Here is a 12,433-nt window from a genome sequence, read left to right on the forward strand (position 1 = left end):
CCCGCGGCTCAGTCTTCGGGGAACAGCAGGGAGGCGAGTTCGTCGGGATCCACGTCGTAGACGCGGGCCAGGCTGGTCTCGATCGCTGCGGTGACCTCGCCGGGCAGGAAGCGCATGGCGCTGAGGGCGTCGTCGGTGATCTCGTCGGTCAGAAGCTTGTCGCCGCCAAGCTTCTCGTCATTGATGACGGCCATCACCCAGCTCTGATAGGAGTACACCAGATCGGAAAACTCCAGATCGGCGTCGTTGAAGTCGAGGGCCATGGCTCGGCGTTCACTTGACCGCAGTCTGCACACCGATGGGGAGGATGGATGTCATGACAACTGCATCTCCTGACCCACTGGCCCTGCAGGCGACCTTGGTGGATTTCGCCTTGGCGGAGTTGGTGCGCCAGAACCGCGAAAGCTTTCCGCCCCTCTGGAGCGGTGAGAGCTGGGCGAAATTGCTGATTTGGCTGGCCCTGAACTGCGGCTGCAGTGGCGACGAGGCGGGCCTGAAGACCTTCGCGGAGTCCATCGGTGCGGTGCAGACCGCACGGATGCGCCGGGTCTTTTTCGAGCGGGAGCTGGGGGATCTGGAATTGCAGTTGATGGCCGATCCCGCAGAACAGCAGGTCTTGGTTTTGCCCCAGGGCCCCGCTGAGGAGGTGCTCGACTTCGATCGCATCGCCCATGCCCTGGAGCGTGTCGGTTTGAGCGAGTGGCTGCCGGTGGAGCGCGAGCGCTGGCAACGTCTTGATTCCCTCGTGGCGATTCCCTGGCTGGAGTCCCTCTGATGGAGCTGATCGCCCGCTACAGCAACCCTGGTTTTGAGGCCCTCTCCGATGGGGTGATGGCCTTCTTTGATCGTCGCGAGGACCTGCAGCGCCCTGGGGTGGCGTTTGGGCCCGATGGAGCTGAGCCCGCCAAGGTCTCGACCGATATCAGCCTGGTGGCGATCGACCGCTCGGACCCCGAGGCCTTCGCCTTGGCGGAGGTGATCCTGAGGGGGGTGACGGCTGGCCTGGAGCGCTACCTGCAGGAGCGGCAGCTGTTCCGCGACTGTTGCCCGGATCAGGAGCTCTTCGTCAATCCGATCTTCAACCTGCAGCGCTATGCCCCCGGTGAGGGCTTCAAGCGCTGGCATTGCGACTGGACCATTAGCGATGAGGCCACCGAGCCGGTGCACCGCGTCTTGGCCTGGATCTTGTACTGCAACAGCGTTGAGGAGGCCGGCACCGAGTTCCACTGGCAGGGGCACCACGAAGAGGCCCAGCGCGGCAAGCTCGTTTTGTTTCCCGCCGGGCCCTCCCACATTCACCGCGGCCGGGTGAATCAGAGCGAGAGCAAAACCATCGCCACCGGTTGGATCAACGCCGGCAGCCGCGAGGCCTATCTCAAACGCCTGGCGGCGGGCTAAGGCGCCGGCGGCCCTTTGCGAGCATGGGTGGATTGCCTGATCTGCTCCCGTGACCGAGGCCACCGCCGCTGCTCCTGCCACCGCTGCGGAGGCTCTGTCCAAGACGTACGACCCGGTGGGTACCGAGGCCCGTTGGCAGCAGGCCTGGGAAACCCAAGGCGCCTTTCACCCCGACCCGAAGGCCCCCGGTGAGCCGTTTTCGGTGGTGATTCCACCGCCAAACGTGACCGGCAGCCTGCACATGGGCCACGCCTTCAACACGGCCCTGATTGACACGATCGTCCGCTTCCAGCGGCTCCAGGGCAAAAACGTGTTGTGCCTGCCCGGCACCGACCACGCCTCGATCGCAGTCCAGACGATCCTGGAGAAGCAGCTCAAAGCCGACGGCAAGCGCAAGGAAGACCTCGGCCGTGAGGCCTTCCTGGAGAAGGCCTGGGAGTGGAAGGCCCAGAGCGGCGGCACGATCGTCGGGCAGCTGCGTCGCCTCGGTTATTCGGTGGATTGGCGCCGGGAGCGCTTCACCCTCGACGCCGGCTGCAGCGAAGCGGTGATCGAGGCCTTCAACCGCCTGCACGAGCAGGGCTTGATCTACCGGGGCGAGTACCTGGTGAATTGGTGCCCCGCCTCCGGGTCAGCCGTGAGCGATCTGGAGGTGGAGATGAAGGAGGTGGATGGCCACCTCTGGCACTTCCGCTATCCCCTGAGCAGCGGCCAGGGCTTCCTGGAGGTGGCGACGACCCGCCCCGAAACCCTCCTCGGCGACACCGGCGTGGCGGTGAACCCGAAGGACCCCCGCTATGCGGAGCTGGTGGGCCAGACCCTGACCCTGCCGCTGGTGGGTAGGGAGATTCCGATCGTGGCCGACGACCACGTCGATGCCGAGTTCGGGACGGGCTGCGTCAAGGTCACCCCCGCCCACGACCCCAATGACTTCGCGATCGGTCAGCGCCACAACCTGCCGCTGATCACGGTGATGGCGAAGGACGGCTCGATGAATGAGGCCGCCGGTCGCTTCCAGGGCCTCGATCGCTTTGAGGCGCGCAAGGCCGTGGTGGCGGCGATGGAGGAGGAGGGCTTCCTGGTGAAGGTGGAGGACTACCGCCACAGCGTTCCCTTCTCCGACCGGGGCAAGGTGCCCGTCGAGCCCCTGCTCTCCACCCAGTGGTTTGTCAAAACCGAGCCCTTGGCGGCCCGCTGCCGCGAGGCCCTCGAGAACGCCGATCCCCGCTTTGTGCCGGAGCGTTGGAGCAAGGTCTACCGCGACTGGCTCACCGACATTCGCGATTGGTGCATCTCCCGCCAGCTCTGGTGGGGCCACCGCATCCCCGCTTGGTTTGTGGTCAGTGAGACCGGCGGTGTGATCACCGATTCCACCCCCTATGTGGTTGCCCGTGATGCAGCGGAAGCCCAGGCCAAAGCGGACGCCCAGTTCGGTGCGGGTGCCGCCCTGGAGCAGGATCCGGACGCCCTCGACACCTGGTTCTCCAGTGGTCTCTGGCCCTTCTCCACCATGGGATGGCCCAATGCTGAGGCGGCGGATCTGCAGCGCTGGTACCCCACCAGCGTGCTGGTGACGGGCTTCGACATCATCTTTTTCTGGGTGGCCCGGATGACGATGATGGCCGGCGCCTTCACCGGGAAGATGCCCTTCCAGGACGTCTACATCCACGGCCTGGTGCGGGATGAGAACAACCGCAAGATGAGCAAGTCGGCGGGCAACGGCATCGATCCGCTGCTGCTGATCGACCGCTACGGCGCCGACGCCCTGCGCTTTGCCCTGGTGCGTGAGGTGGCAGGTGCCGGCCAGGACATTCGCCTGGATTACGACCGCAAGTCGGACACCTCCGCGACGGTGGAGGCCTCACGCAACTTCGCCAACAAGCTCTGGAACGTCACCCGCTTTGCCCTGATGAACCTGGGCGGCGAGACCCCCGCGAGCCTGGGTGAGCCCGATCCCGCGGCCCTGCAGCTGGCGGACCGTTGGATCCTCTCGCGGTTGGCCCGTGTGAACCGCGAGAGCGCTGAGCGCTACGGCAGCTATGGCCTCGGCGAGGCGGCGAAGGGGCTCTATGAATTCGCCTGGAACGAGCTCTGCGACTGGTACGTCGAGCTGATCAAGCGCCGCTTGAACCCCGGCGAGAACCCCAGCGCTGAAGCCCTGGCGGATCAACGCACGGCCCGCCAGGTGCTGGCCAAGGCGCTGAATGAATTGCTGGTGATGCTGCATCCCCTGATGCCCCACCTCTGCGAGGAGCTCTGGCATGGCCTCAACGGCGAGCTGGAGGAGACGTTCCTGGCGCTGCAGCCCTGGCCGACCCTCGACGTCTCGGCCCTGGATGACGACCTAGAGGCGTCTTTCGCCGACTTGATTGAGGCGATTCGCGTGGTGCGCAACCTGCGGGCGGTGGCAGGCCTGAAGCCCAGCCAGAGCGTTCCGGTGCGGTTCGTGACCGGCCGCAGTGCCTTGGCGTCGGTGCTCAGTGCCGCCACCGCGGACATCACGGCCTTGACCCGCGCGGAGCGGGTGGAGGTACTCGACCCCGCCGCCGCTGAGGCCAATCCCGCCGCGAAGGCCCTGGCCGGGGTGAGCGGTGAACTGCAGGTGTTGCTGCCGATCGACGGTCTGGTGGATCTCGATGCGCTGCGGGGCCGCCTGGAGAAGGACATCGCCAAGGCGGAGAAGGAGATCAAGGGGCTCTCGGGTCGCCTCTCCAATCCCAACTTCGCCTCGAAGGCTCCCCCTGAGGTGGTGGCGGAGTGCCAGGCCAACTTGGCGGAGGCGGAGGCCCAGGCGGAGCTGGCCCGCAAGCGCCTGGTCGACCTGGGTTGATGGACTGGCAGAGCTGGCTCCCGGTTCTGCAGTCCCCCGCGGGGGCCCTGCTGTTCATCCCTCTCTATGCGGTTTGGGTGACGTTGCTGTTGCCGGGGGTCTGGGCGTCGATGTTGGCCGGCGCCTTGTACGGCACGTGGTGGGGCAGCTTGATCGTCTTCATTGGGGCCTGCCTCGGGGCTGAAGCGGCCTTTTTGCTGGGACGGACCTGGCTGCGCGGTTGGGCGATGGGCCGGCTTGAGGCGTTCCCCAAGCTGCAGGCGGTGGAGCAGGCGGTCAGCCGTGAAGGCTTGAAGCTGGTCCTTCTGACTCGCCTCTCGCCAGCGTTTCCGTTCTCCTTGCTCAACCTGGCCTATGGCCTGAGCGAGGTCAGCCTGCGCGATTACACGCTTGGTCTGATCGGGATCATCCCCGGCACGATCCTGTTCTGCGGCTTGGGGGCCCTCGCCGGTGATGTGGCCCGCTTCGGTGACGTGCTGAGCGGTGAGGCGGATCCCTTCACCTGGACCCTCCGGGTGGTGGGGATTGCCGCCACGGTGGCCTCGGTCTGGCTGGTGGGCCGGGCCGCCCAGCGGGCCCTCAAGGCGGCTCAGCCATCCGATTGATCCGGTAGGCGCCAGTCCCGCAGCGCCGCAATCAGCACGAACCAGCCCAGCCGCAGTTTGGCGAGGGGGCCGGGGCGCTGGGCGAGATCGGCGTACTTGGCCCGGCCGCATTCGGTTTTGATCCAGCGGTGGACGGCGGGTTGGCTCATGGGACGAGGAGGGCTTGCAGGCTGGCTTCGTCGAGCACGGGGATCCCCAGGCTCTCCGCTTTGCTCAGCTTGCTGCCGGCTTCCTCGCCCGCCACGACGTAGCTGGTTTTTTTGCTGACCGAGCCGGTGACCTTGCCTCCGGCGGCCTCGATCAGGGCCTGGGCCTGGGAGCGGCTGAGGCTGGGCAGGGTGCCGGTGAGCACGAAGGTTTGGCCGGCCAGTGGGGCAGGGCCGCTCGGCTCGGGCTGCTCCTCGTCGGCGCTGGCCAGGCTGAAGCCCAGGCGCTCCAGGCTCGTGAGCAGCTCCTGGTTGGCGCCGGTGGAGAACCATTGCTGGAGGCTTTGGGCGATCTCGCCGCCGATGCCGTAGACGGCGGTGATCGCTTCGGGGGTCTCCGTGGCGGCGGTGGCCAGGTCCGCCGCGCTGGGGAAGGCCTTGGCGAGAGCTTTGGCGTTGACCTCGCCCACGTGGTGAATGCCGAGGCCGTAGAGCTGCCGGTGCCAGGGCTGTTGCTTGGACTGGGCCAGGGCGGCCACGAGGTTCTCGGCGCTCTTGCTGCCCATGCGCTCCAGGCTGCAGAGCAGGGCCCCATCCAGCCGGTAGAGGTCGGCGATGGAGCCCACCAGGCCGCGGTCCACCAGTTGTTCAATCAACTTGCTGCCCAGGCCATCGACATCAAGGGCGCCCTTGCTGACCCAGTGGCGCAGCGCGCCGCGGAGGATCGCAGGGCAGCTGCTGTTCACGCAGCGGGTGGCGGCTTCCCCTTCTTCGCGGACCAGTTCCGAGCCGCATTCCGGGCAGGTGTGGGGGAGTTCCAGTCGCTGGGATCCAGCGGGGCGCAGCTCCGGCAGGACCCGGACCACCTCTGGAATGATTTCGCCGGCCTTGCGCACGACGATGGTGTCGCCGGCGTGGAGATCAAGCTCCACCAGGCGATCGGCGTTGTGGAGGGTGGCCCGACTGACGCTGGTGCCGGCGAGGGGCACGGGTTCAAATTCGGCCACCGGGGTGATCACGCCGGTGCGTCCCACTTGGCAGCTGAGCCGCAGCAGTTTGCTGGGGGCCTCCTCGGCCGGGTATTTCAAGGCGATGGCCCAGCGGGGAGCCTTCTGGGTGAAGCCCGCACTGTCTTGGAGCCTGAGGTCGTTGAGCTTCACGACGACGCCATCGGTGGCGTAGTTCAGCTGGCGACGGCCCTCGTCCCACTGCTCAAAGAAAGCCGCGACCGCCCCTAAATCGGGAAGCAGGGCGGCATTCGGATTGACCTTGAAGCCGGCCCGTTTGAGCCACTCCAGGGCGTCCCACTGACTGCCGGGGCCGTCCGTCCAGTCCTCGGGGAGGTGCAGGGTGTAGGCGAAGAAGTCGAGCTTGCGCGCGGCGACCACCTTGGGATCCAGTTGCCGCAGGGTGCCGGCGCAGGCGTTGCGGGGGTTGGCGAAGAGGGCCTCGCCGCGGGCCTGACGCTCGCTGTTGATGGCCGCAAAGGTGCCGTCGGGGATCAGGGCCTCGCCGCGCACCTCCAGCCAGGCCGGTGGGTTCTCCAGCTGCAACCGCAGCGGGACCGAGGCGATCGTGCGGACATTGGCGGTGATCTCCTCCCCTTGCTCGCCGTCGCCGCGGGTGGCCGCCCGCACCAGGACGCCGTTCTCGTAGCTGAGGGCGAGGGCGTTGCCGTCGATCTTCAGCTCACCGACCATCGGCAGCGCGGTGCCCGGCTCGCGATCGAGCACCTTGAGCAGTCGGCCGTACCAGGCCTCGAGCTCGCTGGTGTTGAAGGCGTTGTCGAGGCTGAGCAGGCCGATGCGGTGGCGCACGCTGCTGAAGCCCGCCGCCGGTGCTCCCCCGACGCGCTGGGTGGGGCTATCGGCGCTGATCAGGCTGGGGTCGGCGCTCTCCAGATCCAGGAGCTCGCGATAGAGGCGGTCGTAGACCGCGTCCTCCATCAAGGGGGCATCGAGCACGTAGTAAGCGTGCGCGGCTTGGTTCAGAAGGGCACGCAGTTCGCTGGCGCGTGTCTGGGGCTCGCTGGTCACGGCAGGGCGTGATCAGGCAGCGGCCATCTTTTGAATGCGATCAACTTTCCAGTCGTCCTCGACCTTCACGAAGGTGAAGTCCAGGGGCAGCTCGGCGTTGTCTTCGGCCTTGAGCTTCACGGTCAGGGTGATTTGGTCCTCCTGGATGCGGGGACGCCCGGACTTGAGGTTGCGGTACTTGTTCAGCTGCAGGCCAGCCAGGAAGCGAATGAACTGCTGCCGGTTCACGTGGGAGCGGTAGTTCTTCGTGGTCAGCAGGTAGGCGGCGTCAATGCGGCCGGAGGCCACCTGGGTGAAGAACTGCTTGATTACGGGATTGATGCCCCGGGCTTCCAGCACCAGCTTGACGGCGCTGATGGTCCAGTACAGGAGCAGGGCCCCGGCGCCAGCCAACAGGGCTTTGGTGCCGATCTGAGAAATCAGGGCCGTATTGAGGTCCATCGCGCCCGGGACGAGTACATGCGGCTCATGAGTCTGACTGACGGGCCCGTCAGAATGCGGCGTAGCCGTCCAGCTCCTCCGGCGTGCCCCTCGCACCGCTGCTGCCGCTTTATCACCGCCTCAACCGCGAGCACTTCGAGGGTTCCCTGGCCAGCGCCGATGGGACCAGCCTGGTGAGCGTGCGTTGGAGCGATGGACGCATGCGGCGCAGCGCCGGTCTGTATCGCTATGGCCCCGGTGTCAGCGAGATCGTTCTCTCGCGACCCCTGCTCGAACCGCTGCCCCTGGAGGCCTGCCTCAGCACGCTCTGCCACGAGATGATCCACGCCTGGATCCATTGGGTGGTGCGGGCCGACGAGGTCCACGGTCCCCACTTCCGGGCGCGGATGGCGGCCATTAATGGGGCGCAGCAGGAGTTTCAAGTCAGCGTCCGCCACAGTTTTCCGGTGCCGGCGCAACCGGCGAAGTGGCTGGCCCGTTGCCCGGGCTGCGGTTTGCAGTCCCCCTATCGCCGCCGCCGCCAGGGGGTGGCCTGCCGGCGCTGCTGCGATCGCTTTGAAGGGGGCCGTTGGAGCGCCCGTTTCCAGCTGGTCTTCGAGCGCTCCGCCGCCTAAGTTCCGCCCATGGCCACGGTTCTTTGGGTTTGGCAGCTCAGCGGCGTCTCGATCGCCCTGCTGGGCCTTGGGCGTGAGCGCTGGTTGCGTGCCCGCCGCTTGGGCCGGGGCTAGGTCTCACTAGCCTGAGTTGATGCGCGACTCCTACGACGACTGGTCCTCCGAGCGGCCCGAGCGCCCGGCGTACCGCCGTGGGGAGCGAGGCCTGGACCAACGGATGGACCAGTGGGTGTCAGCGGGTCGCCAGTTCGTCGATGGTGTCTCCGGCGCCCGTCCCGGTGGTCGTCGCGCTTCATCAGGCCTGCGCCTGGATCAGGTCGGACGTTGGGTGGAGGACAAGATCGATTGGCTGCTGGAGGACGATGACGGCTGGCGGGAGTCCTGGGAAGAGCCTGCGTCGCCAGCCCAGAGCCGTCGTCAACCCTTAGACGCGATCTCCCGCCGGGGCCGATCCGTTCGCCCCCCTGTTCGCGTTGAGGCTCAGCCGCAGCCCAGTGTCCCGGCGTCGGCCCAAGAACCTGCCGAGCCCGATGCTTGGCCGGAAGACGACAGCTTCACGCTGAACCGCTGGAAGCGCGAGACCAGCCCACGGATGCCGGATCCCACGCGTTCGGATCGCTCCAGTTCAAATCGAGCCGGTTCAGATCGAACCAGCTCAGATCGAACAGTGGAGGTCGTTGATCCTCAGCCGTTCGATGCCGGCCTGGGCAGGTCGTTGCCCCGCTCAACCCGGCGGCGGTCACGCTGAACCTGGTGCTTGGAGCGCCGGGTTCGGGCTCTCCGTTCTTGGACCTGGAAGGGACAGCCCTGCTCGCGCAGTTGGGCGTTCACGGGTGCAATTAATTCGCGAGGAACGTCCTCGGCCATTTGCTCGACGCTGGTGCTGATCGAGGCGCAGCCGTCGGAGAGCAGTTCAAGGAGGGAGGCCCACTGCTCGACGAGGGTGGGCTGGGGCGGACTGGTGCTGGTGTGGGGCCGTCTGCGTGAGCGGCTCCTGAGGGGAATCACGGTCATGACCATCGCTTGCGTTAGGTCAATCATCCCGCCAGCACACCTAGGCGCAACCTGTCAACCCTTTTCTGGTTCAACTCGTAACACCTGCAAGAAAATGTTATGGAGTTTTGTGTTCTGCGGGGCCGAGCCAGCGCTCCAGAAGCGGTGAGAAGACTTCTCGGATCACGGTGAGCTCCCGGCCGCCGCGGAAAAAGCGGTAGTGCCGGCTCCAGTAGGGGCCGGCCATGCCAAATCCGTCCTCCAGCCAGGGGGCCTGCACGCGCGCAAGGCCATCCACCTCCCGGTAGAGCTCGGCGCGGTTCGCGGTGAGGCTCGTCCAGATCGGCTGGTTGCGGGCCTGCAGATGGCGCTCCGCTTGCTGCTGGTTCCACCAGCTCTCGGCCCAGGCCAGGGTGAGGGGGCCGCAGCGCAGCCAGACCTGGCGCCGCAGCAAGGGGGGCTCGAGCTCTTCCACCTCCTGGGGCGCTTCGCTGGCCACCTGCTGGTCGGCCTGCATCGCGATCACTTCCACCTGAACGGGCTGCCCGGTGAGTGACTGGAGGTGCCGGGTGGGACTGCCATCCCCGAGAAGCAGCAGGCGCCAGGGGCCGCTGAGTTGGGGGCCATCGCTGCTCGCGTCGCTGCACAGTCCTGCCGCCACGGCCTCAGGCGCGGCTTGCCAGAGGGGCTGGGGCGAGGGCCAGAGTTCGGTGGCTTGCTGCGGGCTGCTCAGCATCTTGGCGTCAAAGACCGGCTCCGATGCTGACGCGCCGGCGCATCCCATTGCGTTCAATCACGGCCCCATCGCTCTGGATGGCCACCAGGCGCCAACCGCTGCTGCCGATCTGCTCTCCGACGAGCGCGTTGCTGGAGCTGGCGCCCTGCTGAAAGATGGCCGACCCCCGTTGGCCGGGGATTTGGACCACGCCGACCAATTCGGGCAGTGCGGGCTGCGGCTGCGCTGAGCTGGTCGCGGGTTCCAGGGCAGCTGGAACTGCGGGAAGCGGCGGCAGCTGGGCAATCCAGGCTTCCTCCACCGGCGGCGGCGGGAGCGAGGTGCTGGGGGCAGGTTCGTCGCTGGGGCTGAGGTTGTGCAGGTCGCTCAGCAGACGGGCATTGCGCTCCAGCCGCAATTGGCGTTGGGCGGTGCTCCAGCCCTGCCAGAGCCCCACGCTGGCGCCGAGGGAGCAGAGGATCACCGCGGCGATGACCCATTGCTTGGCGCGTAGGCGCTCGGCGATCGACGTTGCGGCTGCACTGCTCGCCGGGGTTGGCGTTGCTTCGCGGACGTCGACTTCGATCGTCTCCTGCAGCTCAGGTGCCGGGTCGCTGTTGGGATGGAAGACCCGATCCATCACCTGCTCGGCCTTGAGCTCCCAGTAGGCCCTTGAGGTGTTGGTGGAGCGGAGAGTGCTCACACGGGGCAGCGCTGTCGCCGAACCTTATCGGCTTTGCGGGCTGCTGACGAGGGTGTTGTTGCGGCGACTCTCCAACTCCAGCCAGAGCATCAGGGCCGTCACGTCGGCATGGCTGACCCCGGGAATCCGCGAGGCCTGCCCCAGGTTGCTCGGTTGGATGGCGCTGAGTTTCTCGCGGGCTTCCCGCGAGAGGGTGCCGATGCGCTCGTAATCGATGCCCTCGGGGATGCGGCGCTCGGCTTGCTTTTTCAGTTGATCGATTTGCTGCTGCTGCCGGGCCAGGTAGCCGCTGTACTTGATGTCGATCTCGGCCCCTTCGCGCACGTCCAGGGGGAGCTCGGCTTCGGCGAGGCCATGGCGTACCAGGTCTCCGCTGTGGAATCCCGGACGCCGCAGGAGGTCGGCAAGGGTGATCGATCCCTTGATGGCTGCCTTGGTTTCCTCGACCACTGCCGGTGCCACAGGGTCACTGACCTTCAGGCGGACGCTCTCGAGACGTTGTTTTTCGGCCTCGATCGCCTCCTGTTTGCGCTCGTAGATCCCCCAGCGACGGTCATCGATCAAGCCCAGCTCACGCCCGAGGGGTGTCAGCCTGCGGTCGGCGTTGTCTCCGCGCAGCACCAGGCGGTATTCGCTGCGGCTAGTCAGCACCCGGTAGGGCTCCCGCAGATCCTTGGTGATCAGGTCATCGATCATCGTGCCGATGTAGCTCCCCTCCCGCGGGAAGTGGACGGGCTCCTGCTGCCGCAGCTGACGCACGGCATTGAGGCCCGCCACGAGCCCTTGGGCTGCCGCTTCCTCGTAGCCGGTGGTGCCGTTGAGTTGGCCGGCACTAAAGAGGCCTTTGACCCGTTTGGTCTCCAGGGAGGGCTTGAGCTGGGTGGCGGGCAGGTAGTCGTAATCGACGGCGTAGGCCGGGCGCAGCATCACGCACTGCTCCAGGCCCGGCAGGGTGCGCAGCAGCTCCAGTTGCAGCCGCTCCGGTAGCCCCGTGGAGAAGCCCTGGACGTAGATCTCCGGGGTGTCTCGGCCCTCGGGCTCCAGGAAGATCTGGTGGCTGTCCTTGTCGGCAAAGCGCACGATCTTGTCTTCGATCGAGGGGCAGTAGCGGGGCCCCTTGCTGTCGATGACCCCGCCGTAGATCGGGGTGAGGTGCAGGTTGTCTCGGATCAGCTGGTGGGTGGCCGCGGTTGTGCGGGTGATGTGGCAGCTCATCTGCTCTCCACTGACCCAGCTGGCGGGATCAAAGGAGAAGTAGCGATCGGCGGCGTCGCTGGGTTGCTCCTCCAGTTGATCGAGGGCGATGCTGCGGCGATCCACCCGGGCCGGGGTTCCGGTCTTGAGGCGGTCCGTCTGGAAGCCCAGTTCCTGCAGGGCCTCGGTCAGACCTTCGGCGGCCTGCTCACCGGCGCGGCCGGCGGACATGGATTGATGCCCTACCCAGATCTGCCCGCCCAGGAAGGTGCCGGCGGTCAGGATCACGGCCCCAGCGCTGTAGGTGCTGCCGAAGTAGGTGCGCACGCCCTGGATGACGGCGTCCTCGACCACGAGTCCGGTCACCATCGCCTCGCGCAGGGCCAGGTTGGGGGTGTGCTGCAGCAGTTGCAGCATCTGACGGGAGTACTGGCGTTTGTCGGTTTGGGCGCGCAGGGCCCAGACCGCGGGTCCGCGGCTGGCGTTCAGGACCCGTTTCTGCAGGGCCGTGGCATCCGCGAGCCGTCCGATCACGCCGCCGAGGGCATCCACCTCGTGGACTAGCTGACTCTTGGCCGGACCGCCCACCGCCGGATTGCAGGGCTGCCAGGCGATCCGGTCGAGGTTGAGGGAGAAGAGTGCGGTGCTGCAGCCCAAGCGCGCCGCGGTGATGGCCGCTTCGCAGCCGGCATGACCGCCGCCGACGACGATCACGTCGAAGTGCTCGATCGGGGCGAAGTCAGCGGAAACCATGGGTT

At 66.9% G+C, this 12,433-nt stretch carries 14 protein-coding genes; 6 read left to right on the forward strand and 8 right to left on the reverse strand.

Annotated features, from left to right (window positions below; genetic code table 11):
* Window positions 1-8: 8 nt before the first annotated feature.
* The gene (locus H0O22_RS11125; RefSeq protein WP_185186711.1) at window positions 9-263 is read right to left on the reverse strand and encodes a hypothetical protein; all 255 of its coding nucleotides are present in this window, start codon (window positions 261-263) and stop codon (window positions 9-11) included.
* A gap of 53 nt (window positions 264-316) precedes the next feature.
* Here H0O22_RS11125 and H0O22_RS11130 point away from each other — a divergent pair, with 53 nt between their 5' ends.
* Genes H0O22_RS11130 through H0O22_RS11145 form a run of 4 tightly spaced genes read left to right on the forward strand, consistent with a single transcriptional unit; the run spans window position 317 to window position 4,833 of the window.
* Window positions 317-775, forward strand: a complete 459-nt coding sequence (locus tag H0O22_RS11130; RefSeq protein ID WP_255439301.1) for a protein phosphatase — start codon at window positions 317-319, stop codon at window positions 773-775.
* Window positions 775-1,398, forward strand: coding sequence for a 2OG-Fe(II) oxygenase (locus tag H0O22_RS11135; protein WP_185186712.1), 624 nt, complete (start codon window positions 775-777; stop codon window positions 1,396-1,398). The genes H0O22_RS11130 and H0O22_RS11135 overlap by 1 nt, the downstream gene beginning before the upstream one ends.
* A gap of 49 nt (window positions 1,399-1,447) precedes the next feature.
* Complete coding sequence (locus H0O22_RS11140) at window positions 1,448-4,228, forward strand: valine--tRNA ligase (protein WP_255439302.1); 2,781 nt, start codon at window positions 1,448-1,450, stop codon at window positions 4,226-4,228.
* Window positions 4,228-4,833 carry a TVP38/TMEM64 family protein gene (locus H0O22_RS11145; protein ID WP_185186713.1) on the forward strand — a complete coding sequence of 202 codons (606 nt, stop codon included), beginning with the start codon at window positions 4,228-4,230 and terminating at the stop codon, window positions 4,831-4,833. The genes H0O22_RS11140 and H0O22_RS11145 overlap by 1 nt, the downstream gene beginning before the upstream one ends.
* Here H0O22_RS11145 and H0O22_RS11150 read toward each other — a convergent pair.
* Genes H0O22_RS11150 through H0O22_RS11160 form a run of 3 tightly spaced genes read right to left on the reverse strand, consistent with a single transcriptional unit; the run spans window position 4,818 to window position 7,456 of the window.
* A complete protein-coding gene (locus H0O22_RS11150; protein ID WP_185186714.1) occupies window positions 4,818-4,982 on the reverse strand; it encodes a hypothetical protein in 165 nt (54 codons plus the stop codon). The genes H0O22_RS11145 and H0O22_RS11150 overlap by 16 nt on opposite strands.
* Window positions 4,979-7,015, reverse strand: a complete 2,037-nt coding sequence (gene ligA, locus H0O22_RS11155) for an NAD-dependent DNA ligase LigA (protein ID WP_185186715.1) — start codon at window positions 7,013-7,015, stop codon at window positions 4,979-4,981. Before ligA ends, H0O22_RS11150 begins: the two co-directional genes overlap by 4 nt.
* 12 nt (window positions 7,016-7,027) lie before the next feature.
* Window positions 7,028-7,456, reverse strand: coding sequence for a hypothetical protein (locus H0O22_RS11160; protein ID WP_185186716.1), 429 nt, complete (start codon window positions 7,454-7,456; stop codon window positions 7,028-7,030).
* A gap of 83 nt (window positions 7,457-7,539) precedes the next feature.
* On the opposite strand from H0O22_RS11160, the gene H0O22_RS11165 reads away from it, so the two are divergent.
* Both H0O22_RS11165 and H0O22_RS11170 read left to right on the forward strand, forming a co-directional pair.
* Window positions 7,540-8,070 carry a SprT family zinc-dependent metalloprotease gene (locus H0O22_RS11165; RefSeq protein WP_185186717.1) on the forward strand — a complete coding sequence of 177 codons (531 nt, stop codon included), beginning with the start codon at window positions 7,540-7,542 and terminating at the stop codon, window positions 8,068-8,070.
* Between the two features lie 133 nt (window positions 8,071-8,203).
* Window positions 8,204-8,818 (forward strand): hypothetical protein, encoded by a 615-nt coding sequence (locus tag H0O22_RS11170; protein ID WP_255439304.1) that lies wholly within the window; start codon window positions 8,204-8,206, stop codon window positions 8,816-8,818.
* Here the strand turns inward: H0O22_RS11170 and H0O22_RS11175 are convergent.
* The 4 genes from H0O22_RS11175 to mnmG form a co-directional block, all read right to left on the reverse strand.
* Window positions 8,755-9,111 (reverse strand): hypothetical protein, encoded by a 357-nt coding sequence (locus tag H0O22_RS11175; protein WP_185186718.1) that lies wholly within the window; start codon window positions 9,109-9,111, stop codon window positions 8,755-8,757. The genes H0O22_RS11170 and H0O22_RS11175 overlap by 64 nt on opposite strands.
* A gap of 70 nt (window positions 9,112-9,181) precedes the next feature.
* Entirely contained in the window at window positions 9,182-9,799 is a 618-nt protein-coding gene (locus tag H0O22_RS11180) for a chorismate lyase (RefSeq protein ID WP_185186719.1), read from the reverse strand.
* Between the two features lie 7 nt (window positions 9,800-9,806).
* Window positions 9,807-10,481 carry a hypothetical protein gene (locus H0O22_RS11185; protein WP_185186720.1) on the reverse strand — a complete coding sequence of 225 codons (675 nt, stop codon included), beginning with the start codon at window positions 10,479-10,481 and terminating at the stop codon, window positions 9,807-9,809.
* Window positions 10,482-10,505: 24 nt separating this feature from the next.
* Window positions 10,506-12,428 (reverse strand): tRNA uridine-5-carboxymethylaminomethyl(34) synthesis enzyme MnmG, encoded by a 1,923-nt coding sequence (gene mnmG / locus H0O22_RS11190; protein ID WP_185186721.1) that lies wholly within the window; start codon window positions 12,426-12,428, stop codon window positions 10,506-10,508.
* Window positions 12,429-12,433: the final 5 nt, after the last annotated feature.

The organism is Synechococcus sp. LTW-R, assembly GCF_014217875.1.
Classification (GTDB): Bacteria; Cyanobacteriota; Cyanobacteriia; order PCC-6307; family Cyanobiaceae; genus Vulcanococcus.

Coding starts and splice junctions, on each gene's coding strand:
- H0O22_RS11125 (WP_185186711.1), bottom strand. CDS start 263: ATGGCCCTCGACTTCAACGACGCCGATCTGGAGTTTTCCGATCTGGTG.
- H0O22_RS11130 (WP_255439301.1), top strand. CDS start 317: ATGACAACTGCATCTCCTGACCCACTGGCCCTGCAGGCGACCTTGGTG.
- H0O22_RS11135 (WP_185186712.1), top strand. CDS start 775: ATGGAGCTGATCGCCCGCTACAGCAACCCTGGTTTTGAGGCCCTCTCC.
- H0O22_RS11145 (WP_185186713.1), top strand. CDS start 4,228: ATGGACTGGCAGAGCTGGCTCCCGGTTCTGCAGTCCCCCGCGGGGGCC.
- H0O22_RS11150 (WP_185186714.1), bottom strand. CDS start 4,982: ATGAGCCAACCCGCCGTCCACCGCTGGATCAAAACCGAATGCGGCCGG.
- H0O22_RS11160 (WP_185186716.1), bottom strand. CDS start 7,456: ATGGACCTCAATACGGCCCTGATTTCTCAGATCGGCACCAAAGCCCTG.
- H0O22_RS11170 (WP_255439304.1), top strand. CDS start 8,204: ATGCGCGACTCCTACGACGACTGGTCCTCCGAGCGGCCCGAGCGCCCG.
- H0O22_RS11175 (WP_185186718.1), bottom strand. CDS start 9,111: ATGATTGACCTAACGCAAGCGATGGTCATGACCGTGATTCCCCTCAGG.
- H0O22_RS11180 (WP_185186719.1), bottom strand. CDS start 9,799: ATGCTGAGCAGCCCGCAGCAAGCCACCGAACTCTGGCCCTCGCCCCAG.
- mnmG (WP_185186721.1), bottom strand. CDS start 12,428: ATGGTTTCCGCTGACTTCGCCCCGATCGAGCACTTCGACGTGATCGTC.